Consider the following 25267-nt stretch of genomic DNA (forward strand, 5'->3'; position numbering starts at 1 on the left):
AAGAGACATGACACCCAAGCTCGAACGCAAGGTCGCCCTCATCACCGGATCGGGCCGAGGCATCGGCCGCGCGATCGCACTCAAGCTCGCGTCGGAAGGCGCGCGCATCGTCGTCAACGACCTCGACGCCGAACCGGCCGAAGAAACGGTGCAGGCCATCCGCCAGTCCGGCGGCCAGGCCGTGGCCTGCGTCGGCAGCGTGTCGGCGCCCGACTTCGCGGAGCGTTTCGTCGGCACCGCGGTGAACGAATACAAGGGCCTCGACATCATCGTCAACAACGCCGGCTACACATGGGACAGCGTGGTGCAGAAGATGACCGACGAGCAGTGGTACGCCATGATCGACGTGCACCTCACCGCGCCGTTTCGCATCCTGCGCGCGGCGCAGCCGGTGATCCGCGCGCTGTCGAAAGCCGAGACGGAAGCGGGTCGGCGCGTGGTGCGCAAGGTGGTCAACATCTCGTCGGTGGCGGGGCTGTTCGGCAACGCGGGGCAGGCCAACTATTCAACGGCCAAGGCCGGGATCGTCGGCATGACGCAGACGCTGGCCAAAGAGTGGGGCCGCATGAACGTCACGGTCAATTGCGTGGCCTTCGGTTTCATCCAGACCCGGTTGACCGCAAGCACCGCCGAGGCCACCACCGCGAACATCGAGGGGCGCGAGATCAAGGTCGGCATCAACCCGGGGCTGCTGTCGATGATGGAGCAGTCGATTCCGCTGGGGCGCGGCGGCACACCCGAAGAAGCGGCCGGTGCGGTGTACCTGCTGTGCGCGCCGGAGTCGGACTACGTGAGTGGGCAGACGTTGATGTGTACGGGCGGGCTGACCGGGATCTGAGGCACACACCCCGAAACGGAAAAGACGAGATGAACACCGAAGAAGGCATCGCATGGACAGTGGAAGACGACATCGGCCGCATCGTGCTGAAGCGCCCCGAACGTGCCAACGCGATAGGCCGGGCAAGCAGCCGCGTACTGGCGCGAGCCATCGACGATGTGTTGGCGCACAAGCCACGCGCCATCTTGCTGAGCGGTGAGGGCCGGGTGTTCTGCGCGGGCGGTGACATCGAGGAATTCGTCGCGGCCGGCGATGCGTTGCCCGCGTTGGTCGACGACATCCTCGACCGGTTGCACCCCGCGCTGTTGCGGCTGTCGACGAGCCCGGCGCCGCTCGTCGTGGCCGTGAACGGGCCGATCGGCGGCGCGGGCGTGGGGCTCGCCTTGTGCGGCGACTTCGTGCTCGCTGCTGAATCGATGAAGCTGCGCACGGGCTATGCGGCCATCGGGCTGTCGCCGGATGCCGGTGCCTCGTATTTTCTTTCGCGTCGCGTCGGTCCCGTGCGCGCGCAGCAACTGCTGATGCTGAGCGATGCCGTCGACAGCCAGCGCTGCCTTGCGTGGGGCGCCGTCGATGCGCTCTATCCCGACGGCGAACTCGCCGCCGCCAGCGAAGCGCTCGTGGCGCGATTGGCCCAGGGCGCGAGCGCGTCGTTCGGTGGCATCAAGGCGCTGTGCGCCGGCGTGCCGGGCCGGCCCTTCGAGGAACATCTTGCGATGGAGCGGCGGCTGCTGCGCGAGCGCGCCGGCAGCGCCGATGCGCGTGAAGGCGTGGCCGCCTTCGTCGCCAAGCGCGCGCCGCGCTTTACCGGGCGCTGAGACGCGGCGCCACTGCGGCGCCTTCGATGCCGTGCCGCTTCAAGGCCTCCGCCACGAAACCCGAGGCCTTCATTTCCTCGATGAAGCCGCTGAGCCACGCCTGCGCCGCGAGACGGCCCTTCGGCACGCCCATGGCCTGCTCGATGACCATGAAACGGCCGGGCAACAGGCGCACGCCCCGTCTCCTCCGGGTATTTTCTTGCGGCTTCAGGCGCCGAGCACGCGCGCGCTGCCGAGCATCTCGTGCGTGTCGTGCGACATCACGGCCAGGAATGCCAGCAGGCCGATGTAGTACAGGCTGTAGGTCACGCGCGTTTCGGTCGACACCGCGTAGTACTGCTGGTTGGCCGGGTCCTTGGGGTCGTACTTCCAGGCGCGCATCACTTGCGGCGCGGCGAGCACCGCGACCAGGATCAGCATCGGGCTCGGCCGCCAGAAGAACAAGGCCACCAGCACCGGCACGCCCAGCAGCCACACGCGCGGCGTGAGCACGGCGGTGATGCGGCCGCCGTCGAAGGGCGACAGCGGAATCAGGTTGAACAGGTTGATGAAGAAGCCTGCATACGCAAGCGCCAGCAGCAGGCGGCTGTCGGTCTCGCGCGCCGCGAAGTAGCAGGCCAGCGCGGCGAGGCTGCCGAGCAGGGGGCCGCCCAGGCCGACCCAGGCTTCGGTCTCGACGTCGTGCGGCTGCTGCTTCAGGTCGATCCACGCGCCCACGAACGGAATGAAGGTGGGCAGGCCCACGTCGAGGCCGCGCTGGCGCGCCGCGAGGTAGTGGCCCATCTCGTGGATGAAGATGAGCACCACGAAGCCCACCGCGTAGCGCCAGCCGAAGACGAAGGCATAGGCCAGCACCGAGACCAGCATCGTGCCGCCCGACAGCAGCAGCTTGCCGAGCTTGCCGGCGCTCAGCAGCAACAGCAGCAGTTTCACCATGGCGCGCGGGTGCTCCGGTGCATCAGGCCGTGGGCGGCTTGGGCGGTTCGTCGAAGCCGTTATTGTTGTTGCTGTTGTTGATGGGCGCAGGCGCGGGTGCCTCGGCCACCACGGGCTCCTTCTTCTTGAAGACCTTGGCGATGCCCCACAGCGCCGCGCCACCCGCCACCACGGCGATCTTGGCGAACTTGGCCAGGAAGGCCAGCGCCAGCGCGAACAGCCCCAGCTTCTTCACCGCCACGCCGGCCACCAGCGCGGCCAGGCCGTAGGCGGCGACCTTGTCGGTCGAGGAGTTGAAGTCCGCGTACTTCTTGCCGTCGTCGTACTGGATCGCCGAGAGCAGCTTGGCGGCGTCGGGCTTGTACTTGGGGAGGTCGTTCGCGTTGGTGATGAGGTTCAGGCTCAGGTAGCGTCGCGGCCCAGCGCGTAGGTGTTGTAGTTGACGCCCTGGTTGCCGTCGGTGCTGCCCTTGCGCCTGGACAGCGCCGACCACACGAGGCGGTGGGTGCCGGCTTCGTACTCGGGCTTCTGCGCCCAGCCGGTCACCTCGATGCCGGGAATGCCGCGCTTGGCGCGTTCTTCATTGGCGGCCTCGGTGCCTTCCTTCAGGCTCTTGAGCAGGTCGTCGGCGTTCCAGTCCTTGGCGTCGTCGTCCTTGATGTAGCCCTCTTTGACGAACTTCACGACCGCCATCCAGTCGGCATCGTCCGAGGGGAACACGACGCCGATGAAGGTGTCGTCGGTGCGGTTGCCCATGCTGCGCATCAGCTGCGCGGCGGCGGGCGTGGGCACCCAGACGTAGCCTTCGGGCAGGTGCAGGTGGGCCTGGTCGCGCAGCGTGATGTCGGCGGGGCCGGCTTTCTGCACGGCCTTCGCGGCCTTGAAGGCGGCCTGCTGCTCGGCTTCGAGTGCGTCGGCGGTGGACGCCGTGGATGAGGCGGAAGCGGCGGGCGCTTCGGAGGTCGACGGGGACGCGGCGTTGCTGGTTTGGGTCGCCAGGGCGGCGCACGCGAGCAGCAAGCCGGCCGTCAGGCGGGCAGTTTGAATACGCAAGTTCTCTCTCCTCGGTTGTTATCGATTTTGCGAGTCGGGAGAGTCTAAAACCTCAGGTGTCGCTGCACTGCCTCAGGTGTCGCTCCACTTGCGAAGCAGGTTGTGATATGTCCCCACCAGCGTGCGGCGCGCCGATTCGTCGGCGCCGCTCTGGTTCAGGCGCTGGATCGCGTTGTCCATGTCGAACAGCAGCGCGCGGTCGCCCGCGTCGCGCACCAGGCTCTGCACCCAGAAGAAGCAGGCCACGCGCACGCCGCGCGTGATGGGCGTGACCTGGTGCAGGCTGGTGGCGGGGTACAGCACCATGTCGCCGGCCGCGAGCTTCACGGTCTGCATGCCGTGCGTGTCTTCCATCTGCAACTCGCCCCCGTCGTAGCTGTCGGCGTCCGACAGGAACAGCGTGGCCGACAGGTCGGTGCGCAGCTTGCGCCCGGTGCGCGGGTCGATGCGCACGCCGCCGTCCACGTGCAGGCCGAAGCGCATGCCCTCGCTGTAGCGGTTGAACATCGGCGGATACAGCAGGTTGGGCAGCGCCGCGCTGATGAAGGTCGGGTGGCGCTCGAGCGCGCTCGCAATGATCGACTGGCACTCGTGCGCCACCGCCGAGCCCTCGTCGATCTGCTGGTTGAACTTGACCGGCGCGCCCTGGTGGCCGGCCGTCACGCGGCCATCGACCCAGGCGTCGCGGCCGCATCGAGGCGCGCGCGCACCGCGGCAAGGGCTTCGCGGTCGAGAACGCCGGGGATGCAGACCAGCATGGCGAGTCGTCTTTCTTCAGGTGGCGAAGGCTCAGAGGCGGTAGGTGAGCGTCAGCGTGGCGGCGCGTCCCGAGCCCGGTACCGCACGGCCGCCGTCCGAGGGGATCAGCGCGTCGTAGTAGTGGCGGTTGGCCAGGTTGAACACGTTCAGGCGGATGTCGTACTTGGGCTGATGGTAAGCCACCATCGCGTCCAGCCGCGCATAGCCGCCAACCTGCACGAGGTCGGTGTTGTTGGCGTAGCGCTTGGCGCTGTAGGTGGTGCCGCCGCCGATTTCCCATTCGGGCGTGACGGCGTAGGTGGCCCACAGGCTGGCCGCGTCCTTCGGCGTGTTGGCCGGTACCTTGCCCAGCGTGCCGGGCGCGATGCCGTCGACGATGGTCGCGTCCAGGTGCGTGTAGGCGCCGAACAGCTGCAGCTTGTCGGTCACGCGGCCAGCCACGCCGGCGCGCGCGCCGTTCACGCGCACCGTGCCGGTGGCGCTGTAGGTGCCGTCGCTGTTCTGCGAGCGGGCGTTGGTCTGCGTGATCTGGAAGGCGGCGGCCGTGAGCGACAGGTTGCCTTCGTTCAGGTCCCACTTGCCGCCGAGTTCGTAGGCCTTGTTCTTCTGCGGCGGCAGCGGCTGCGTGCTGCCGGTGGTGGCCACCAGTTGCTCGAGCGAGGGGTTGAACGAGGTGCTGTACGACACGTAGTACGACTGCACGGGCGTCGGCTGCCAGATGGCGCCGGCGCGCACGCTGGTGAAGTCGACGGTCTGGCTTTCGCTGGCGAGCGTGGTGGCGGTGGGAATGCTGTTGAAGATGCTGGCGCGGTAGTGGTCCTGCCGCACGCCGGCCACCAGCTTCCACTGCGGGCTGAGCTCGATCGTGTCGTTCACGTAGCCGGCCACCGTGGTGGCGCTGGCGGTGGCCAGGTTGCCGGGCAGGCTGGGCGCGGTGCTCGGCGAGTTGCCCTGGTAGGGCGCGAGCAGCGGCGAGCAGGTGGCATAGCCGCTGGTGCCGCCGGCCGGGTTCAGTGCCACGCCGTTGCAGGTGCCGTTGCGGTAGTAGGCCTGGTTGTCGTAGGTGTCGTGGCCCAGTTCCAAGCCCACGAGCAGCGAGTGCTTGATGGCGCCGGTGTCGAACTTGGTGCTGAGCTCGGTCAGGTTGAACAGCGACTTGTCGTGGATCACGCGGTCATGGCTCTGCTGGCGCACCCACAGCGTGTCCAGCGGCAGCGACGAGAACGCGGCCGTCGGCACGGCCGTGGTGCCGGTGGAGAAGGGCGTGAACACGTTCTTGGACGACAGCGTGCCGATGGCCTGCGGCGCGGTCTCGCGCGCGTCGGTGGTCACGTCGTTGTACTGCGTCTGGTTGCGGATCGTCGTGTTGGGCGTGAGCTTGTGCTGTACCAGGGCGCTGAAGGCCTGGATGTCGGAGATGGTGCGGTCGTCGCTGAAGCCGTAGGCCAGGTTCTTGTCGACCTTGGCCGGGTGGCCGTTGAGCGGCGGCACGCCGTAGTCGGGCTGGTCGCGGTTGTGCTGCACCAGCGCCGACAGCGTGACCTGCGTGGGCGTGTTGATGCCGAACTTCACCGAGGCATCGAGGCCGAAGTCCTTCAGCTTGCTCTGGTCGCGCGTGGTGGCGTCGCCCTGCTGGCCCATGGCCGAGATGCGGAATGCCGAGGTGTCGGACAGCGGGCGGTTGATGTCGATGGTCGAGCGTACGAGGCCCGTGGTGCTGGCTGCCAGCGAGACCTCGCCCGCGGGCGTGAGCGACGGCTTCTTGGTCACCTGGTTGATCACGCCGCCGGTGGAGCCACGGCCGAACAGCATCGACGCCGGGCCCATGAGCACCTCGACCGACTCGAGCGCGAAGGTGTCGCGGTAGTACTGGGCGCGGTCGCGCGCGCCGTCCAGGTAGATGTCGGTGCGGGCCGAGAAGCCGTTGAGGTTGATGTTGGTGCCGATCTGTCCGCCTTCGGCGCCGCCGATGGTCAGGCCCGGCACGTTGCGCAGCGCGCTCGCCAGCGAGGTCGCGCCTTGCGACTGCATCACGGCCTGGTTGATGACGGTGACGGACTGCGGCGCGTCGCGCAGGTCGGCCGGCAGGCGGCTGATGCTGGAAGGGTTGGCGCCGAAGCCGGTCTTGTCCTGCGCGCCCTGCACTTGCACTTCGCGCAGCGTGGTCGGCACCGACGTGCCGGCGGCGGGCGAACTGGCGGCGCTCGGGGTGCTGGGCACGGCCGGTTGCGCAGCTTGCTGCGCGAACGCGGCGGGCAGCGAGGAAACAAGGCCGATCAGGGCGAGGGCAACAGGCGTGCGGCGGCGTGTCGAGGGCGAGAGGCGGGTCATGGCTGGTTTTCCGAAGGGTGCGCGGGCGAGGGTGCCCGGGCCGGCGTGGTGCAAACAAAAGCACCACCGACGGAAATTCTGACCGCGAATGAATCTTATTTGTAGTGAATGATGAGCGGTGTTTGGTGGGCGAGACAAACGGTCATCTTTACCTGACAGGTCAGGTGGTAGACAGCTTTCTTCCGAACCGGCAGTGGCCTCGCCGCCCGGCGGCTTACTTCCAGGGCGTAGGCGGCGGAATCTCGCACACCGGCTCCACATCCACGCTCTTGAAGTCCGCCGGCGAGACGATCTCCAGGTACTCCATGTCCGGCGAGTAGTCGAACAGGAAGTGCCGGATGCCCGGGCGCTGGTGCACCACGTCGCCGGCCTCGACCAGCGTTTCCTTGTCTTCGTACATGAAGCGGGCCCAGCCCTTGACCATGATCACGATCTGGAAGTCCGCCTCGTGGCGGTGCCAGCCGGTGCCCGTTTCCGGTGCCATGTTGGCCTTGACCAGATGCGCGATCACCTTGCCGTTGGTGGCCTCGGCAATGCCCAGGTCGCGGTAGAGAAAGAAGTCACGCAAACCACCCGAGACGAACTCCGTGTCACCGGGTTTGACATGGGAGAACTGGGTGGCGGTACGGTCCAGCATGGGGTGCTCCTTCGCGGTGGTGGTGATGGGTGCTGCGTTGCAGCACGCATAAAGCGTTCCCGCGAAGGTGCCGCGCTCAGTCAGCGCTGGGCGAAGCCGTCGGTCGCGCGCACCAGCCGGTCGAGGATGCCGGGCTCCGAGTAGGCGTGCCCCGCGCCTTCGATCAGGTGGAACTCGGCCTGGGGCCACGCCTTGTGCAGTGCCCAGGCGTAGCGCGCGGGGCAGGGCATGTCGTAGCGGCCGTGCACGATCACGCCGGGAATGTCGCGCAGCCGGTGCGCGTCGCGCAGCAGCTGGCCTTCTTCGAGCCAGGCGCCGTGCACGAAGTAGTGGTTCTCCAGCCGCGCGAAGGCCAGCGCGAAATGGTCGTCGGCATGCGCGTCGGAGAGCGCGGGGCTCGGCAGCAGGGTGATGGTCTCGCCCTCCCACACGCTCCAGGCGCGCGCGGCCTCGATGCGCGCCACCGGGTCGTCGCCGGTGAGTCGCTTGCGGTAGGCCGCAACCATGTCGCCGCGCTCGGCTTCGGGAATCGGCGCCTGGAACTTCTCCCACTTGTCGGGGAACATCTCGGACACGCCGAATTGGTAGTACCACTGCAGCTCCGCGCGGGTCACGGTGTAGATGCCGCGCAGCACCAGCTCGCTCACGCGCTCGGGGTGCTTCTGCGCGTAGGCCAGCGCGAGCGTGGAGCCCCACGAGCCGCCGAACACCAGCCACCGGTCGACGCCGGCCAGCGCGCGCAGGCGCTCGATGTCGGACACCAGGTGCCAGGTCGTGTTGGCCTCGAGACCGGCATGCGGCAGCGACTGGCCGCAGCCGCGCTGGTCGAACAGCATCAGGTCGTAGCGCGCCGGATCGAACAGCTGCCGATGCGCGGGCGAGATGCCGCCGCCAGGCCCGCCATGCAGGAACACCGCCGGCTTGGCGCCGGGCGTGCCCACGCGCTCATAGCGGATGCGATGGCCGTCACCGACATCGAGCATGCCGCTTTCATAGGGTTCGATCGGGGGATACAACTGGCGCAGCTCGGGCATCGATGGTTCTCCTTCAGTGGGTGTCGACGTGTCGCGGTCGAGCATATCGCCCGGTGCGTTGCCAGCGGCTAAAGTCACCGGCGGAGGCGCCACGATGAACATCGACCCATTCGAAAAGCTCGGGTTTCACCGGCGCCCCGTGTGGGTCGACAAGGACGAGAAGCCTTATGTCTGCGGCAGCGTGCGGCACGGTGGGCGTGTGTTCAACGTCAACATCCACATCTGCCATCGCGGCGATCCGGTCCACAAGGACTCGCTGGCGTTCATGGACATCCTCGAGCAGCGGCCGGACCTGCGCCAAAGGTACGAGGAAGCCAAGGACCGCGCGCACACCATCGACGCGGCCAACCCCGAGATCTACAACCGCGAAAAAGAGGCCGTGATCCGCGAGATCCATGCGCAGATCGACCTGGCGCAACGCGCTTGACGAAGGCGCGGGCGTTCCAGATACTCAACCGCATGGTTCACTCAACCGCTCATCCGGACGCCGGTTCCCTCGACGCGATCTTTGCCGCGCTCTCCGATTCCACGCGCCGCACGGTCCTGGAGACGCTGGGCGAGCGCAGCCTCAGCGTGACCGAGTTGGCCGAGCCGCACGGCATGTCGCTGACCGGTTTCATGAAGCACCTGCGCGTGCTCGAACACGCCGGCCTGATCTCGCGCACGAAAGAGGGCCGCGTCGTGCGTTGCGAGCTGTCGCCCCGGCCCATGCAGGAGGCCGCTGTGTGGTTGTCGCGCTACGAGAAATTCTGGACCGGGCGCCTCGATGCATTGGCGCGCTTTCTCTACCATCAAGAGGAAACCGAATGGCGAACCCTTCCCCCCGAGACACCGCCGAGCGCCCCTCGCTCACCCTCCGCCGGCACTACCGCGTCAGCCCCGAAAAAGTCTGGCGCGCGTGGACCGACCCGCAAGCGCTGAAGCTCTGGTTCGGCCCCGAGGAAATCGTCTCGGTGCCGATCGCCGAAGTCGACCTGCGCGTGGGCGGACGCTTTCGCGTGGCGATGCTGGCCAGCGACGGTGAAACGCACGACGTGAGCGGCACGTACCTCGAGGTCGTTCCCAACCGCAAGCTGGTCTTCAGCTGGGCCTGGCGCAGCACGCCGGAGCGCGCGTCGCGCGTCACCGTGCGCATCGAACCCGACGCCCAGGGTTGCGAGCTGGTGCTGCAGCACGAGCAGTTCTTCGACGAGGCCGCGCGCGACGCGCATCACCATGGCTGGAGCGGAGCGCTCGTCAAGCTGGATGGCTGGTTGAGTTTGACGGCCTGAAGGGGTCATTCAGGGGCGTTCAGGGCGCGCTCCCGCCGGCGGTGTCCTGTGCACCCGCCCCGAACCAAGCGGCCTCAGCAGAAATCATGGAAAACCCGGAGGGGAATGCCGCATGAGATACCTTCTGCGCCCTGCACGAACGAGAAGCGGCGTGCCAGCCATTCCCAACGAACGAGGTCGATGAGCGACACCCCCAACACCCTCACTCCCGCCCGCGCCACCGCACGCGAATGGACCGGCCTGGCCGTCATCGCGCTGCCGTGCATGCTCTATTCCATGGACCTCACGGTCCTGAACCTCGCGATCCCGTCGATCAGCGAAGACCTCAAGCCCACCGCCTCGCAACTGCTGTGGATCGTCGACATCTACGGCTTCTTCGTGGCCGGCCTGCTCGTCACCATGGGCACGCTGGGCGACCGCATCGGCCGGCGGCGGTTGCTGCTGATCGGTGCCGTCGCGTTCGGCATCGCCTCGGTGCTGGCCGCGTTCTCCACCAGCGCCAACATGCTCATCGCCACCCGCGCGCTGCTCGGCGTGGCGGGCGCGACCCTGGCGCCGTCGACGCTCTCGCTGATCCGCAACATGTTCCTCGACCCGGCGCAGCGCACCGTGGCCATCGGCGTGTGGATCTCGAGCTACTCGGCCGGCGCCGTCATCGGCCCCGTGCTGGGCGGCGTGCTGCTGCAGTACTTCGCGTGGGGCTCGGTGTTCCTCATCGGCGTGCCGGTGATGGTGCTGCTGCTGGTGCTCGGCCCGCTGCTGCTGCCCGAGTACCGCGACCCCGACGCGGCCCGGCTCGACCTGCCCAGCGTGGCGCTGTCGCTGGGCGCGGTGCTGGCGGTGATCTACGGCGTCAAGCAGATCGCCGAGCACGCGCCGGGCGTGCTGCCCGTGCTGTCGATCGCGGTGGGGCTGGTGCTCGGCGCGGTGTTCGTGCGCCGGCAGAAGCGGCTGGCCAACCCGATGATCGACCTGGCCCTGTTCAGCCTGCCGGCCTTCAGCGTGTCGCTCGCGGCGTACATGCTGGCTTGCTTCGTGATGTTCGGCATGTTTCTCTACAACGCCCAGTACCTGCAGCTGGTGCTCGGCCTGTCGCCGCTCCACGCGGGGCTGTGGAGCATGCCCAGCGCGGGCGCCTTCATCGTCGGCTCGATGGTCGTGCCGGCGCTGGCGCGGCGCATGCGGCCGGCCTTCGTCATGGGCGGCGGGCTGGCGGTGGCGGCGCTGGGTTTCGGCATGCTGGTGGTGCTGCCCGCGCAGGACGGGCTGGCGTGGATGGTGAGCAGCGCCGTCATCTCGTCGCTCGGGCTGGCGCCGGTGTTCACGCTGGCGACCGACCTCGTGGTGGGCAGCGCGCCGCCGGAGCGCGCGGGCGTGGCCTCTGCCGTTTCGGAGACCAGCTCGGAATTCGGCGGTGCGCTGGGCATCGCGATCCTGGGCAGCGTGGGCGCGGCGATTTATCGCGGCACCATGGGCGATGCGGTTCCGTCAGGGCTGGCGGGCCCCGTCGAGGTGGAGGCCGCGCGCAGCACGTTGGGCGGGGCGGTTGCCCTGGCCGGGCAGGTGGGCGGCAGCGCCGGCGCGCGTTGCTCGACGCGGGTCGCGGCGCCTTGCTGCACGGCCTGCGGCTGACGGCCGGCATCTGCGCGGCGGTGCTGCTGCTGGTGGGGGCGCTGGTGGCGGTGCGGTTGCGCGGGGTATCCGAGCCTGTGTCTGAATCTCCAGTGCTGGGCGGTGTGAGTTGCTCGAAATGAAATGACTGGCAGACCTGGGTGCTCAAGCAGGTATCGTCGGGCAAAGAACTGCATGCTCATTGACCAATGACAACCGAGATAAAGCCGTTTCGGGATTTCGTTTTTGCGAATCCGATCAAGACTTTTGCGACTTCTGTGTTGACGATCGGCGGGTTGATTGTCTTGGCTTTTTTCGTTCGCATCGGATTCATGCCGGATGTGGACTTGGCCAGTTCGACGGCGCTGCTATCTGCTGTTGCGCTGGTCGGTCTTGGAACCATCACCGCTTTCGTGCTCATTGCAGTGCTGCCAGGCGTTGTCACTCAGTACGCGCTACGTGCGTCGAGGTTGCCTCCGGACAAAGGGACTCTCGCAACCATTGCTGCTGCGGGAGTGCTGTTCCCGATCGTGATCGTCATTGGTGCCTGGGTGTATGAAGGGAGGTTCGCATCGTTTACCAATTACTTAATCCCGATATTTTTTGCCGTGCCAGTGGTCGCGGTTGTCTGGCGGGTTTTCAGCCTAAGCAAAGCCCGTGAAAAATCGGCGCATCTTGCTGAAGCCAAAGTTGAGGGAGGTGCTGGGCTCGAGAGCATCTTCCTACTTAGTTTTAGTGCATTTGCATGGATCGTTGGCATGTTCACGGCCCTCCAAATAGCACTGCGCTTTTCCGCAGGTAGCGATCATCCATCGTGGCTGATTCTTGTTGTGGTTTCGGCTTGGTTTCTTCTACTGATCGGACTGAATGTTGCAACGGCCCATTTGTCCATTAAGCAGGCATGGCTCTTCGCTCCGATTTCCTCTTCGGTGATGCTCTTGGTCTTGACGCTGCTTACAGGAAATTTCTTTGAGATCCCGGTAAGCACCATTCGCGTACTTGGTTTCGGGGAAATGAAGAATGTGGACCTGTTGGTCAAGGCCGACGTGTGTCGCTCCTTGCCAATGACTTCCTCGAGTGATTTGCGTTGCGTGATCTCGTCATCGGAGTCCGTCGGCATCCTTCGAGATGTGACCATCCGCTCTCGAATCGGCGCTCAGATGGTCGTGGAGAAATCGGGGGCAAGTTCTTCCAGCAAGAGTGCGACAAGACAAGTCGCCCGACTTGTCTTGAAGAAGGACGATGTTGTGATGTGGACCGTTCGGTCCGAAAGTACTTCGGCGCGAAAGTAATTTGCCCGGCCGCTGACGAAACCCCATACTGGGGCTCCCACGACGCAACCCGATCACCGGAGCCTTCCATGAGCAACGAACTGCGCAAGAAGCTGCATGACCTGGCCGAACTCTGCGAGAACGCCCCCGACCCGCAGACCAAGGCCATCATCGAGGCGATCCGGCTGCAGACGCCGTGCTGAACGAGCGGCTCTTCTCCATCGAGCTGCAGCTGGGCACGCTCACCAAGCGCCTGGAAAACGCGCCCGAAAGCACGGCCGGCTGAGGGGCGGCCGCTTTGTAGGGATAATCCCCGTCATGAGCGGCAACACCTTCGGAACACTTTTCGCGGTCACCAATTTCGGCGAGTCGCATGGCCCGGCCATCGGCTGCGTCATCGACGGCTGCCCCCCCGGCATGGAACTCAGCGAGGCCGACATCCAGGCCGACCTGGACCGCCGGCGCCCCGGCACCAGCCGCCACGTCACCCAGCGCGCCGAGCCCGACGCGGTGCAGATCCTGTCGGGCGTGTACGAGGGCAAGACCACCGGCACGCCCATTGCGCTGCTGATCCAGAACACCGACCAGCGCAGCAAGGACTACGGGCAGATCGCCCAGCAGTTCCGCCCCGGCCACGCCGACTTCACCTACTGGAAGAAGTACGGCATTCGCGACCCGCGCGGCGGCGGGCGCTCGTCGGCCCGGCTCACGGCGCCCACGGTGGCGGCCGGCGCGGTCGCCAAGAAGTGGCTGGCCGAAAAATACGGCATGGTGTTTCGCGGCTGCATGACGCAGATCGGCGAAATCGCCATTCCGTTCGAGAGCTGGGACCACGTGCCCAACAACCCCTTCTTCGCCCCCGTCGCCGACGTGAGCGCGCTGGAAGACTACATGGACCGCCTGCGCAAGGCCGGCGATTCGTGCGGCGCGCGCATCCGCGTCACCGCCACCAAGGTGCCCGTGGGCCTGGGCGAGCCGCTGTACGACAAGCTCGACGCCGAAATCGCCTACGCCATGATGGGCCTGAACGCGGTGAAGGCGGTCGAGATCGGTGCGGGCTGGGACAGCGTCACGCAGCGTGGCACCACGCACGGCGACTCCATCACGCCCACCGGTTTCCTGAGCAACAACGCGGGCGGCATCCTGGGCGGCATCAGCTCGGGGCAAGACCTCGAGGTGAGCATCGCGATCAAGCCGACCAGCTCGATCATCAGCCCGCGCCAGTCCATCGACATCCACAACAATCCGGTCGAGGTGGTCACCAAGGGCCGCCACGACCCCTGCGTCGGCATTCGCGCGACGCCCATCGCCGAGTCGCTGCTGGCGCTGGTGGTGATGGAGCACGTGCTGCGCAACCGCGCGCAGTGCGGCGACGTCCAGCAGAACCCGGGCGAGAAGACCGAAGCCACGTCGCCCCAGGCGTCCTTCCTCTAGTGCCCCCGCCGGCATCCGTGGCCGCGGGGCGCGGCCATCTGCTGGCTTTCGCTGGCCTGTCGGCCAGCTATTTCGCGCACATCGGGTTCTTCAACCCCTACCTGCCGCTGTGGCTCAAGGACCTGGGGCTGCCGATCTTCACCATCAGCCTGCTGGCGTCGGTGCAGTCGATCACGCGGGTCTTCGCGCCCTATGCCTGGGGCGCGCTGAGCGACCACACGGGCCAGCGCGTCAAGCTGCTGCGCTTCAGCGCGGCGGTGGCGCTGGCCAGCTCCTTCGGGCTGTGGTGGCACGGCGGCGCGTGGTGGCTGGCGCTGGTGCTGCTCGTGATGTTCACCCACACCAGCTCGATGATGTCGCTCACCGAGGCCGCGATGGCACAGCTGGTGGCGGGCGACTGGGGTCGCTACGGGCGCATCCGGCTGTGCGGCTCGGCGGGTTTCCTGCTCACGGTGTTCGTCGCGGGCGAGTGGTTCGAGCGCTTCGGCATGAAGCACTTTCCGGCATGGGCGGCCGGCACGCTGGCCATCGTGCTGATCGCGACCATGAAGCTGCCCGACCTGCGCGAGCCGCCCGCCGCGCACGACGCCGTCAAGGCGCCCATCGGTCCGGTGCTGCGCAACCCGGCGGTGCGGTGGTTCTTCGCGGCGCTGTTCTTCCAGGTGATGTCGCACTTCTCGGTGTACGCGTTCTTCTCGCTGTACCTGGACTCCATCGGCTACAGCAAGAGCACCATCGGCCTGCTGTGGGCGTTGTCGGTGGTGGCTGAAATCGTCTGGTTCTTTCTGCAGGGCCGGCTCATCGGCCTGCTGCCGATGCCGCGCTGGATGCTGGTGTGCGGCGTTGCCGCCGTCGCGCGGCTGGGGCTCACGGCCGGGCTGGGCGGCTGGGTGGTGGCACTGATCGTCGCGCAGTGGCTTCACGCGCTGAGCTTTGCGGCGCATCACACGACCTGCATTGCCGTGGTGTCGCGCCGCTTTCCGGGCCAGTTGCGCGGGCGCGGGCAGGCGCTGTTCACGGTGATCGGCTACGGCTTCGGCGGCGTGCTGGGCGTGCTGCTCGGCGGGGCCGTGGCGCAGGCCTTCGGCTACCGCACGATGTTCGCGCTGGCGGCGCTGCTCGCGGTGGCGGGCACCTTGTGCGCGTGGCGCGTGATGCGGCTGGAAGCGGCGGCGCGCTGAGGCGCTCAGCCTTTTTCGTTCTCGACCACGAAGCTCACCACCGTCGTCGCGCTGCCGCCGATGTTGAGCGTGGCGAAGCGGTGGGCGCCTTCAACCTGGCAATCGCCGGCGCGGCCGCTCACCTGGCGCGCAGCATCGAGCACCATGCGCACGCCCGTCGCGCCCACGGGGTGGCCCAGGCCGATCAGGCCGCCGCTGGGGTTGATCGGCAAGCGCCCGTCCGCCGCGATCACGCCTTCCTCGATCGCCTTCCAGCTTTCGCCTGGCGCGGTGATGCCGAAGTGGTCGATCGCCATGTACTCGGTGGTCGTGAAGCAGTCGTGCGTCTCGATGCCGTCGATCTGCGACACATCGGCCACGCCCGCGCGGCGGAACGCGCCCTGGATGGCCTCGCGCACATGCGGGAACACATAGGGCTGGCCCGCGCTGGCCTGCAGCTTGGGCGCGAGCTTGAGCTGCGCCGTGCGATGCCCCCAGCCGGCAATGCGCGGCACGGCCGGCAGCGCCAGCGCGCGGCGCTTTGCCCAGGCCTGCGCGAAGCGCGGGGAGGCGAGCACCACGGCGGCGGCGCCGTCGGTCACCTGGCCGCAGTCCTGCCGGCGGATCATGCCTTCGATCACCGGGTTGGCCTCGTCGTCGGCCGTGAAGCTCGCGTCGGTGTAGTTCCAGCCGCGGGTCTGCGCGAGCGGGTTGCGGCGCGCGTTGGCGATGTTGATCTGCGCGATGCGCGCCAGGTGTTCGTACTTCAGGCCGTAGCGCTTTTCGTATTCCTTGCCGACGAGGTGAAACATGTGCGGCCACACGTACTTCGCGTCCTGGCCTTCCTCGCCCACCCAGGTGGCCGCGCCCAGGTGCTGCGCCGCGAGCGCGCCGGGCACATTGCGCTCCAGCTCCACGCCGGTGACGAGCACGCAGTCGTAGCGCCCGCACTCGATCTCGGCCGTGGCCGCCAGCATCGCGATGCTGCCCGACGCGCAGGCGGCCTCGTGGCGCCCGGCCGGCATGCCGTGAAAGGCCGGGTCGATGGCCGCCAGCATGCCCCCCAGTTGCCCCTGGCCCGTGAACAGCTCGCCCACGAAATTGCCGACATGGCCCGACTCGATGTCGCTCGCCGCCAGGTCGGCATCGGCCAGCGCGCCGAGCACGGCCTCGCGCATCAGCTCGAACAGGCCATGGCCCTCGCGCGCCGCGTTGCGCGCGAAATCCGTCTGGTGGCCGCCGAGGATGTAGACAGGAGAAGAGGTGCTCATGAGGTGCTTTCAGAAAGGGTTGTGCTGCGTTGCCGCGCCGCCAGCAGCGCCTGCTCGCGCAACGGCGCCTTGACCAGCTTGCCGTTGAGGTTGCGCGGCAGCGGCGTCGGGCTGACGGTGATGAAGTCGGGCGTCTTGTAGTCGGCCAGTGCCGCGCGGCAGAAGGCCTTGACGGCCTGCGGCTCGATGGGGTCCGTCGCATGCAGGAACACATGCACGCGTTCGCCGAGCACGGGGCAGGGGCTCGCCACGGCGGCCACCTCGATCACGCCCGGGTAGCGCTGGATCACGTTCTCGAGTTCGACGCAGTAGACCTTGAACCCGCCGCGATTGATCATGTCCTTGATGCGGTCGAACACGCGCACGAAGCCTTGCGCGTCGACGCTGCCGATGTCGCCCGAGCGCCAGTAGCCGGCCACGAAGGCCGCGCGCGTTGCCGCTTCGTTGGCCCAGTAGCCGATGGCATTGCCGGGGCTGCGGATCCACAGCTCGCCCGGCTCGCCCACGGGCACTTCATGTCCCTGCGCGTCGAGCACGCGAATGTCCACGCACGGGACCCGCGTGCCGACCGAATCCGGCACGCGGGCCGCATCGCCGAACTCGGTGAGCGCAACGGCCGATGTCGTTTCCGTCGAGCCGAAGCCGTTGTAGAGCGCAAGGCCGGGCAGTGCTTCGGCCAGCCGCTGGATGGTGATCTCCGGCATGGCCGCGCCGCCGAAATGCCCGACGCGCCAGCAGGAGAGGTCGCGCGCCGCCAGGTCGGGGTGCAGCACGCAGAGGTTGTACATCGCGGGCACCATCACCGCCGCCGTGACACGTCGCGCCGCGATCGTGGCCAGTGCCTCGCCGGCCTGGAACTGGCGCATGCAGACCAGGCAGCCGCCGACCTGCAGCGTCACGACGACCACGGCCAGCAGGCCCGAGATGTGCGAGGCGGGAATCACCAGCAGCATGCGGTCTTCGGCCGTGTAGCCGAAGCGGCGCTGGTAGTGGCGCGCCGTGTGGAAGAAGCCCAGGTGCGAGAGCACCGCGCCCTTCGGGTGGCCGGTGGTGCCCGAGGTGTACATGATGCAGGCGGGCTGCTGGTCGTCGAAGTCCTCGGCGCGCGCCACGCTCTCGATCCGTGGTGCGCGCGAACCGGCGTCTTGCAGCGCGAGGTAGCCCAGTGCGCCGCGACACACCGCGTCGGCGCTGCGTGCGTCTTCCTCGATGCAGACCAGGCAATGCACGCCCGCGATCTCGTCGCGCGCAGGCAGCCTGTCGGCCAGCGAGGCGTCGAACACCAAAGCCGATGCGCCGCACTGGCCGAGCATGTAGCGCAGTTCCGCCGCGCTCTGCCGGATGCCGACGGGCACCGCTATCGCGCCGAGCCGCCAGATGCCGAACAGCAGCACGACGAACTCCGCGCGGTTGCCGACGAACAGCGCCACGCGATCACCGCGCCGCAGGCCCTGCAGCGCCAGCCCGCGCGCGGCGCAGTCGACTTCATGGTCGAAGGCGTCGTAGCTCAGCGTGCGGGGGCCGTCCTCGATGGCGGGTGCGTCGCCGCGTTGCGCAACCACGGCGCGCAGCATCGCATCGAGGTTGCGCGGGCGCTGCGCGTAGCAGGGCACGAGGCGATCGCCGTAGAGCGCCTCGATGCGAACCGGGTCAACGCCGGTGGGGTGCGAGATGTCGTTCATGGCGTGGGGCTGCGGGAAGGCTCGCGCATGCGGACCGCGCCGTCGATACGCACGACCGAGCCGTTCATCATCGCGTTCTCGATCAGCGCCTGCACCATGTGCGCGAATTCATCGGGGTGCCCGGGGCGGGGCGGAAACGGCACGTCGTCGATCAGCGTGCGGCGCGTGTGCGAAGGCACGACCTCGTACATGCCGGTCTCGAAAGTGCCCGGCGCGATCGCCATCACCCGGATGCCGAAGCGCGCCAGCTCGCGCGCGAGCGGCAAGGTCATGCTGGCCACGGCCGCCTTGGACGATCCGTAGGCGGTCTGTGCCGAGAGTGCTTCGTAGGCTGCAACGGAAGCCGTGTTGACGATCACGCCGCGGTCCTGCCCATCGGCGGCGGTTTCGCCGCTCAGGCCTTCGGCGAACAGGCGGATGGCGTTGAAGGTGCCGACGAGGTTGACCTCGATCACGCGCCGGAACGCATCGATGCCGCGCGGGGTGACCTTGCCGCTGGCCTTGTCCACGCGGAACACGCGCGCCGGCCCCAATATGCCGGCGCAGTTCACGAGGACGCGCGGCGTGCCGAGCGTGGCCGTGATTCGCGTGAATGCCGCCTCCATGTCGGCCGCCGAGCACACGTCGCCGCCGATGGCCAGCGCCTTCGCGTCGGCGGCGAGTTCGTCGAGCGCCGCACCCGGCAGGTCGATCGCCACCACGCGCGCGCCTTGTGCGGCCAGCCGCAGCAGCGTGGCCCGCCCCAGGCCCGAGGCCGCGCCGGTGACGACGGCGACCGTTCCTTCGATCTGCATCGCTTCTTCCTTTTTCTTTTCGTTCAGAGGCGCGCCGGCATGCGCAGCCCGCCGTCCAGGCGGATCACCTCGCCGTTGAGCATCGGGTTGGCAAAGATCGCCATCACCAGCGCCGCGAATTCCTCGGGCTTGCCCGGCCGCTGCGGAAAGGGCGGCACCGCGGCGAACACCACGTCGCGCGACTTGGGCGCAAGGTTCAGCGTCATCGGCGTTTCGAACACGCCGGGCGCGATGCCCATGATGCGAATGCCGTGCTCGCCCAGTTCGCGCGCCAGCGGCAGCACCATGCCCGCCACGCCGCCCTTGGACGCGGCATAGGCCGCTTGCCCCATCTGCCCGTCGAAGGCCGCGATCGATGCGGTGTTGACGATCACGCCTGCTTCTTCGCCGTCGCCGCTTCGGCCCTCGATCATCTGCGGCACCGCGCAGCGGATGCAGTTGATGGTGCCGAGCAGGTTGATTTCGATGACGCGCCGGAACTCGTCCAGCGGCATGGCCTTGCCCCGGCGCACCACGCTGCCCGGATCGGCGATGCCCGCGCAGTTCACCAGGATGGCGGTGCGCCCGATTTCGGATTCGATCCGCGCGAAGGTGGCTTCCACACTCGCCGCATCCGCGATATCGACCGCGAAACCGGCCACGCCCATTGCCGTCGCAGCCGCGTCGAGCGCCGCCGCATCGCGGTCGAGCAGCACGACCTTCGCGCCGGCCGCGTGCAGCGCTTGCGCGGTCGCCGCGCCCAGGCCCGACGCACCGCCGCTGACCACCGCGACCTTGCCTTCGACGGTACTTTCCACAGTCTTCATGGGCGAGGTCTCAGTCGGGCCGGCGCATCTTGCAGCTGACGGGCAATTCGGTCACGGGACCGGGCACCTTGGCCACCGTCTTCCAGCCCATGCCCAGCCTTCGGCGTCGTACTTCACGCCCTTGACGAGCTGGTTGATGTACAGCGGGTGCGTGGCCTGGTGGTCGTCCTTGCGCATCTGGATCTTGCCGAACGGCGAGTCGTATTCCATGCCTTCGAGCGCCAGCGCGATCTTCACGAGGTCGCTGGTGTTGCCGACCTTCTGGATGGCGCGCGCCAGCATCTCGGTCTGCACCACGATGGAGGTGTAGTAGAGGTCTTCGCCGAACTTGGCCTTGAAGTCGCGCTGGTACTTCTCGAGCTCGGGCTGCTTGTCTTCGACCGGCACGTTGGGGTGCCACGACGAAATCTGGAACACCGTGTTCTCACCGGCCGGGCCGATGGAGGTCGGCACGCCGAACAGGCCGCCGTAGTAGGTGATGTAGCGCGCGGGCAGGCCCGCTTCCTTGCTCGCGCGCACCAGCAGCGACAGGTCGTTGCCCCAGTTGCCGGTGAGCACCGTGTCGGCGCCCGACTGCTTGATCTTCAGGATGTAGGGCGAGAAGTCCTTGACCTTGCCGAAGGGGTGGAAGTCGTCGCCGACAAACTGCACGTCGGGCCGCGCCTTGCCGATGATCTCGCGCGCATCGGCGCTGACCTCGCGACCGAACGCGTAGTCCTGGTTGATCAGGTAGATCTTCTTGATCTGCGGGTTCTTCTTCACGTAGTCGGCAATCGCGTGCATCTTCATGAGCTGGTGCGCCTCGAAGCGGAACATCCAGAAGCTGCACTTCTCGCCCGTGAGCTCGGGCAGCGCCGAGCCGTAGTTCAGGTAGAGCACGCGCGAACTGGGGTTGCGCTCGTTGTGCTTGTCGACTGCGCCGAGCAGGGCGGCGGCAATGCCGGAGTTGCCCGCCTGCACCACGAAGTTGATCTTCTGGTCGATCGCGCCGTTGAGCATCGACACCGCCTTGGCCGGGTCGCCGGCGTTGTCCAGCTGCACGACCTCGAGCTTGCGGCCCAGCACGCCGCCGCGCTGGTTGATCAGGTCGGCCGCGTAGAGCAGCGTCTTGGAGACCGTCACGCCGGTGGAGGCCGTCGGGCCGGAGAAGGTGTCGATGTGCGCGATGCGGATCGGCGGCTGCGCGGGGGATTGTGATTGCGCGGAAGCGGTGAACGCGCAGGCGGCCCACACCGCCGACGCGCCCAGGGCGCGAAGGAATTTCATGCTTGTCTCCGTTGTGCGCCGACGCGCGCACAGGGTGCGCAAGACGGCGGAATTTTATATTCACTTGAAGTTACTGTAGAGTAACTGACGGTGAATATATTGGCGATGCCCGAACCCGTCAAGGGGCTGACCCGATCCGCCAGGTATTCGACAATCCGACTCCATCCATGGACACCAAGCTCAAATCTCCACCTCCACCTCCACCTCCACCTCCACCTCCACCTCCTCCTTCGAAGCAGGCGCGCTGGAACAACGCGCTGGCGAGCACGCCCGATCCGCGCGAGCTGCGCAAGCGCGCACTCATCGCCGCGGCGGGCCGGACCTTCGGCGTCAAGGGCTTTCACAACACCACGCTCGACGACGTGGCCAGCGCGCTGGGCGTGACCAAGCCCGCGCTGTACCGCTACGTCAAGAACAAGCACGAAATCCTTTATGAGTGCCACAAGCTCGCCATCGGCATGGCCGAGGAGGCCCTGGCCGGCGCCGAGTCGGAAGCCGACAACGCGCTCGACGTGCTGCGGCTTTTTGTCGAGTCGTACATCCGCCAGATGACGAGCGAACTCGGCACGTGCGTGGTGCTGACCGAGTACTACTCGATGACAGAGCAGCACAGCGTGCTGATCCAGCAGCGCCGGCGCGTGGTCGACACGCAACTGCGCGCGCTCGTCGTGCGGTGCATCGACGAAGGCGCCATCGAGCCCTGCGACCCGAAGCTCGCGGTGTTCTTCTTCATGGGCGCCATCAACAACATCAACCGCTGGTTCACGGAAGAGGGCGCGGTGCGCGGCGAAGCGATTGCAACGACCTTCGCGCAGCATGTGATCCACGGGTTGCGGCCGACGAAGTCGGCCAGGTCGCGCAAGCCAACCTGAGTTTTTCTGCGTCCCGCGCTGTTGGCGTGGGACGCCGTCTGGCTCTTACTTCTTCTTCCCGGCCTTTGCAGGCTTGGCGCCCTTGCCGTTCTCTTTCTCGAACGCCGCAAAGTACTCCGAAGCCAGCTTCCGCAACGACCGCCCGATGTTCGCGTAGTCGTATTCATTGAGGTTCGCCAGCGACACGCGCCCCGACGCGTGCTTGCCGCCGAATCCGCGGCCCGGCAGCAGCACGATGCTGGTCTCCTCGGCGATGCGGAACAGCGCCTCGTTGGGCTGCAGCTTGGTCACGATCCATTTGCCGAAGCGCTCGCCGTGCATCTGCGTGGCAATGTCCTGCAGGTCGAGCAGGTGGTAGTAGCTCACCGAGTTCGGGTCGTCCTTCAGCGGCAGGCCGAGTTCGCGGTACAGCGCTTCCTTGCGGCGCTTGACGATGTGCTTCATCGACTTCTTGTACGCGTCGGGCTCGTCCATCAGGCAGAACAGCGAGAACATCACCATCTGCGCCTGCACCGGCGTCGACAGGCCCGCCGTGTGGTTCAGCGCCACGGTGCGGCTGTCGGCCACGAGGCGGTCGATGAACTTCAGCTTGCGCGGCTCGGTGGTGATGGAGCTGTAGCGCGCGTCGAGTTCCTTGCGCTTGGCTTCGGGCAGGGCGGCGATCTTGCGGTCGAGGATGTTGTCCTCGTGCGTGGCCACCACGCCCATGCGCCAGCCGGTGGCGCCGAAGTACTTGGAGAACGAGTACACCAGGATGGTGTTCTGCGGGCAGATCGCGAACAGCGACTGGAAGTTGTCCGCGAAAGTGCCGTACACGTCGTCCGTGAGGATGATGAGGTCGGGCCGCTGCTTCACGATATCGGCGATGTAGCCCAGCACCTCGTCGCTGATCTTCACCGACGGCGGGTTGCTCGGGTTGCACAGGAAGAAGGCCTTGACCTTCGGGTCGAGCAGCTTCTGCAGCTCTTTCCTGGTGAACTGCCAGTCGTTCTCGGGCGGCGCATCGATCAGCGCCTCGATCAGCTGGTAGTCGTTGAGGTGCGGGATCTCGATGTACGGCGTGAAGATCGGCATGCCCAGCGCAATGGTGTCGCCGGGCTGCAGCAGGTGGTTCTCGCGCAGGCTGTTGAACAGGTAGGTCATGGCGGCCGTGCCGCCCTCGACCGCGTACATGTCGAACTTGCCCACGAAGGGGTGCGTGCCGATCATTTCCTTGTGGATGTACTGGCCCACGATGATCTCGCTCAGGCGCAGCATGCGGTCGGGCACCGGGTAGTTGCAGCCGAGAATCGCCTCGCACATCTCGTAGATGAAGTCGCCGGCCGACAGGCCCAGCTGGTCGCGCACATAAGACACGGCCGCCTCGATGAAGCGCACGCCGGGCTCGCCCGCATGCGACTTGGCAAAGATCTCGAAGCGCGCCTCGATGCCCTCGCGCTGCGGGAAGCCGCCCACGCCTTCCATGTAGATGTAGGAGCGCTCGCTCTCGGTCATGGCGAACAGGCCGAACTGGAAGAAACCGTGGCGCGGCGTGGTCGCCAGGAAGTTCGGGTTGCCGCGGCCGGCGTTGAGCATCAGGCGGTCGCTCTGGCGGGCCACCTGGATGAGGGCATCCTTCAGTTCAAAGGGGCTCAAGCCACCGAGTTTTTTGACGTCGCTGAAATCCATGAGGTGCTCCTGGTTGAGATGAATCTGAAAAAAGAAGAAAAGAGAAAAATCGCCGCGCTCACACGAGCGCCACGATCAGCGGCCCGAGCAGCGTGAGGAACACGTTGGCCAGCGCGTAGGTGATGGCGAAGGGCACGGTGGGAATCGAGTTCTCGGCCTTGTCGAGCACTTCGCCGAACGCGGGGTTGGCGCTGCGCGAACCGCTCAGCGCACCGGCGAAGACGGCCGTGTTGTCGTAGCGCAGCACGTAGCGGCCGAACAGCATGGTGAGCAGCATCGGCACGATGGTCACGACCACGCCCACGCCGAAGATCGTCAGGCCCAGTTGCTTGATCGTCTCCACCGCCTGCAGGCCCGAAGACAGGCCCACCACCACCACGAAGCCGGCCAGGCCCAGGTCTTTCAGCAGCTGCACCGCGCTCGGCGGCAGCGCGCCGAAGGTCTGGCGCTTGGCGCGGTACCAGCCGAACAGCAGGCCCGACAGCAGCGCGCCGCCGCCGGCACCCAGCGTCAGCGGGATGTTGCCGACCTTCACGCTCAGCAGGCCCACCAGCAGCCCCACCACGAGGCCCGCGCCCAGGTACACGAAGTCGGTCTTCGCGCTCGGCACGATCACGTCGCCGACGATGGCGGCCACGCGCTTGACGTCTTGCTCGGCGCCGAAGATCGACACCAGGTCGCCGGCCTGCACCACGGTGTCGGGCCGCATCGGCAGCACCTTGCCCATGCGGCTGAGCTGCACCACGAAGATGCCGTGGCGCACGCCGCCGGCGGTGCCCTTGCGGATCTCGTCGACGGTCTTGCCGTCGAATTGCTTGTTGGTCAGCACGATCTCGCGCTTTTGCATGGTGAGCTCCATGCCGTCGACCGCGTAGACCTCCTTGCCCAGCAGCGGCGCGCTGGCCACCACCGCGTCGCGCCGGCCGACGGCCAGCACGATGTCGCCCTGGCGCAGCACCAGCTCGGGGCTCACCTCGACGAACTTGCCGTCGCGCTTCACGCGCTCGATGGTGATGGTGGTCGCCGGGTTGGCGTTCTCGATGTCGGCCACCGTGCGCTTGGGGTCGCCCGTCAGCTCGTAGATGCGGCCGACCAGCGAGGGCGCCGCTTCTTGCTGGTCGGGGCCCAGCACCTTCACGCCGGCCTGCATGGCGGTCTCGGCTGCGATGGCGTCGTCGCGAATCGTGCGGCCCATGAGCTTGGGCAGGATGTTGACGCACACGATGATCGCGCCGAACGAGCCGAACACATAAGTCACCGCATAGCCGATGGCCACGTTGCCCTGCAGCCGCGCCGTCTCGGCCGCGGCGAGCCCGAGCTTGCCGATGGCATCGCCCGCCGTGCCGATGATGGCCGACTGCGTGAGCCCGCCCGCCGCCACGCCCGCCGCCAGCCCCTTGTCGAGCCCGAACAGCTTGGCCATGACCACCACCGTTGCAAGGCCGGTGGCCGCCATCACCGCGGCCAGGATGATCTCCTTGATCGACTGCTTGCCCAGCGAGCTGAAGAACTGCGGCCCGCTCTCGAAACCCACCGCGTAGATGAAGAGCGCGAACAGCACGGCCTTCACGCCGCCGTCCACCTGCACGCCGACCTGGCTGACCAGCACGGCCACCAGCAGTGAGCCGGCCACGCCGCCCAGCTGGAACTTGCCGAACTTGATCTTGCCTATCCAGTAGCCGACCGCCAGCGACAGAAAGAGCGCCATCTCGGGCGATTTCTTGAAGAGTTCATGTAGCCATTCCATGGGTCAAC

20 protein-coding genes and 4 pseudogenes are annotated in these 25267 nt (G+C 67.2%); 10 read left to right on the forward strand and 14 right to left on the reverse strand.

Features of this window, described 5'->3' with window-relative positions:
- Positions 1–7 precede the first annotated feature (7 nt).
- Positions 8–838: an SDR family NAD(P)-dependent oxidoreductase gene (locus tag BMG07_RS16435; protein WP_198085475.1), complete on the forward strand. Its 831-nt coding sequence runs from the start codon at positions 8–10 to the stop codon at positions 836–838.
- A 29-nt stretch (positions 839–867) separates the two neighbouring features.
- On the forward strand, positions 868–1656 hold the full coding sequence (locus BMG07_RS16440; protein WP_198085476.1) for an enoyl-CoA hydratase/isomerase family protein: 789 nt from the start codon (positions 868–870) through the stop codon (positions 1654–1656).
- On the opposite strand, the pseudogene BMG07_RS16445 reads toward BMG07_RS16440, so the two are convergent.
- The 7 genes and pseudogenes from BMG07_RS16445 to pip form a co-directional block, all read right to left on the reverse strand.
- Positions 1643–1846, reverse strand: a pseudogene (locus tag BMG07_RS16445) (ABC transporter substrate-binding protein); the annotation flags it as partial. The gene BMG07_RS16440 and the pseudogene BMG07_RS16445 overlap by 14 nt on opposite strands.
- A 17-nt stretch (positions 1847–1863) precedes the next feature.
- Complete coding sequence (locus BMG07_RS16450) at positions 1864–2592, reverse strand: site-2 protease family protein (protein ID WP_198085477.1); 729 nt, start codon at positions 2590–2592, stop codon at positions 1864–1866.
- A gap of 22 nt (positions 2593–2614) precedes the next feature.
- A pseudogene (locus tag BMG07_RS16455) lies at positions 2615–3591 on the reverse strand (DUF2167 domain-containing protein).
- Positions 3592–3717: 126 nt separating this feature from the next.
- Positions 3718–4403: pseudogene (locus tag BMG07_RS16460) on the reverse strand (Fe2+-dependent dioxygenase).
- Between the two features lie 31 nt (positions 4404–4434).
- Positions 4435–6735: a TonB-dependent siderophore receptor gene (locus BMG07_RS16465; RefSeq protein ID WP_198085478.1), complete on the reverse strand. Its 2301-nt coding sequence runs from the start codon at positions 6733–6735 to the stop codon at positions 4435–4437.
- 214 nt (positions 6736–6949) lie between these two features.
- A complete protein-coding gene (locus tag BMG07_RS16470; RefSeq protein ID WP_198085479.1) occupies positions 6950–7372 on the reverse strand; it encodes a cupin domain-containing protein in 423 nt (140 codons plus the stop codon).
- An 80-nt stretch (positions 7373–7452) separates the two neighbouring features.
- Positions 7453–8406 carry a prolyl aminopeptidase gene (gene pip, locus BMG07_RS16475; RefSeq protein WP_198085480.1) on the reverse strand — a complete coding sequence of 318 codons (954 nt, stop codon included), beginning with the start codon at positions 8404–8406 and terminating at the stop codon, positions 7453–7455.
- A gap of 94 nt (positions 8407–8500) precedes the next feature.
- Here pip and BMG07_RS16480 point away from each other — a divergent pair, with 94 nt between their 5' ends.
- The 7 genes and pseudogenes from BMG07_RS16480 to BMG07_RS16515 all read left to right on the forward strand — a co-directional run bounded on the left by BMG07_RS16480 (position 8501) and on the right by BMG07_RS16515 (position 15174).
- Positions 8501–8833, forward strand: coding sequence for a GrpB family protein (locus BMG07_RS16480; RefSeq protein ID WP_198085481.1), 333 nt, complete (start codon positions 8501–8503; stop codon positions 8831–8833).
- Positions 8834–8865: 32 nt separating this feature from the next.
- Positions 8866–9327, forward strand: a complete 462-nt coding sequence (locus BMG07_RS16485; protein WP_198085504.1) for a helix-turn-helix transcriptional regulator — start codon at positions 8866–8868, stop codon at positions 9325–9327.
- The gene (locus BMG07_RS16490) at positions 9213–9677 is read left to right on the forward strand and encodes an SRPBCC domain-containing protein (protein ID WP_198085482.1); all 465 of its coding nucleotides are present in this window, start codon (positions 9213–9215) and stop codon (positions 9675–9677) included. Before BMG07_RS16485 ends, BMG07_RS16490 begins: the two co-directional genes overlap by 115 nt.
- A 180-nt stretch (positions 9678–9857) precedes the next feature.
- Positions 9858–11431 (forward strand): annotated as a pseudogene (locus BMG07_RS16495) (MFS transporter).
- Between the two features lie 66 nt (positions 11432–11497).
- Positions 11498–12580, forward strand: coding sequence for a hypothetical protein (locus BMG07_RS16500; protein WP_198085483.1), 1083 nt, complete (start codon positions 11498–11500; stop codon positions 12578–12580).
- Between the two features lie 297 nt (positions 12581–12877).
- Positions 12878–13993, forward strand: coding sequence for a chorismate synthase (gene aroC / locus BMG07_RS16510; protein ID WP_198085484.1), 1116 nt, complete (start codon positions 12878–12880; stop codon positions 13991–13993).
- Positions 13994–14010: 17 nt separating this feature from the next.
- Entirely contained in the window at positions 14011–15174 is a 1164-nt protein-coding gene (locus tag BMG07_RS16515; protein ID WP_198085485.1) for an MFS transporter, read from the forward strand.
- 5 nt (positions 15175–15179) lie between these two features.
- Here the strand turns inward: BMG07_RS16515 and BMG07_RS16520 are convergent, their stop codons facing one another.
- From BMG07_RS16520 to BMG07_RS16540, 5 genes are read right to left on the reverse strand one after another with little or no spacing between them, the layout of a single operon-like run.
- The gene (locus BMG07_RS16520; RefSeq protein WP_198085486.1) at positions 15180–16424 is read right to left on the reverse strand and encodes an acetyl-CoA acetyltransferase; all 1245 of its coding nucleotides are present in this window, start codon (positions 16422–16424) and stop codon (positions 15180–15182) included.
- A complete protein-coding gene (locus BMG07_RS16525) occupies positions 16421–18106 on the reverse strand; it encodes a class I adenylate-forming enzyme family protein (RefSeq protein ID WP_198085487.1) in 1686 nt (561 codons plus the stop codon). Before BMG07_RS16525 ends, BMG07_RS16520 begins: the two co-directional genes overlap by 4 nt.
- Positions 18103–18900 carry an SDR family NAD(P)-dependent oxidoreductase gene (locus BMG07_RS16530; RefSeq protein WP_198085488.1) on the reverse strand — a complete coding sequence of 266 codons (798 nt, stop codon included), beginning with the start codon at positions 18898–18900 and terminating at the stop codon, positions 18103–18105. Before BMG07_RS16530 ends, BMG07_RS16525 begins: the two co-directional genes overlap by 4 nt.
- Before the next feature lie 23 nt (positions 18901–18923).
- Positions 18924–19706, reverse strand: coding sequence for an SDR family NAD(P)-dependent oxidoreductase (locus BMG07_RS16535; RefSeq protein WP_198085489.1), 783 nt, complete (start codon positions 19704–19706; stop codon positions 18924–18926).
- Between the two features lie 51 nt (positions 19707–19757).
- Entirely contained in the window at positions 19758–20972 is a 1215-nt protein-coding gene (locus tag BMG07_RS16540; RefSeq protein ID WP_198085490.1) for a branched-chain amino acid ABC transporter substrate-binding protein, read from the reverse strand.
- Positions 20973–21139: 167 nt separating this feature from the next.
- On the opposite strand from BMG07_RS16540, the gene BMG07_RS16545 reads away from it, so the two are divergent.
- Positions 21140–21844: a TetR/AcrR family transcriptional regulator gene (locus BMG07_RS16545; protein ID WP_198085491.1), complete on the forward strand. Its 705-nt coding sequence runs from the start codon at positions 21140–21142 to the stop codon at positions 21842–21844.
- A gap of 45 nt (positions 21845–21889) precedes the next feature.
- On the opposite strand, the gene BMG07_RS16550 is transcribed toward BMG07_RS16545, so the two are convergent.
- Together BMG07_RS16550 and aspT are read right to left on the reverse strand one after the other, a co-directional pair.
- Positions 21890–23512 (reverse strand): bifunctional aspartate transaminase/aspartate 4-decarboxylase, encoded by a 1623-nt coding sequence (locus BMG07_RS16550; RefSeq protein WP_198085492.1) that lies wholly within the window; start codon positions 23510–23512, stop codon positions 21890–21892.
- Positions 23513–23570: 58 nt separating this feature from the next.
- Complete coding sequence (gene aspT / locus BMG07_RS16555) at positions 23571–25259, reverse strand: aspartate-alanine antiporter (protein ID WP_198085493.1); 1689 nt, start codon at positions 25257–25259, stop codon at positions 23571–23573.
- Positions 25260–25267: the final 8 nt, after the last annotated feature.

Source organism: Variovorax sp. E3, assembly GCF_016082275.1.
In the GTDB taxonomy this organism is placed as follows: Bacteria; Pseudomonadota; Gammaproteobacteria; order Burkholderiales; family Burkholderiaceae_C; genus Variovorax.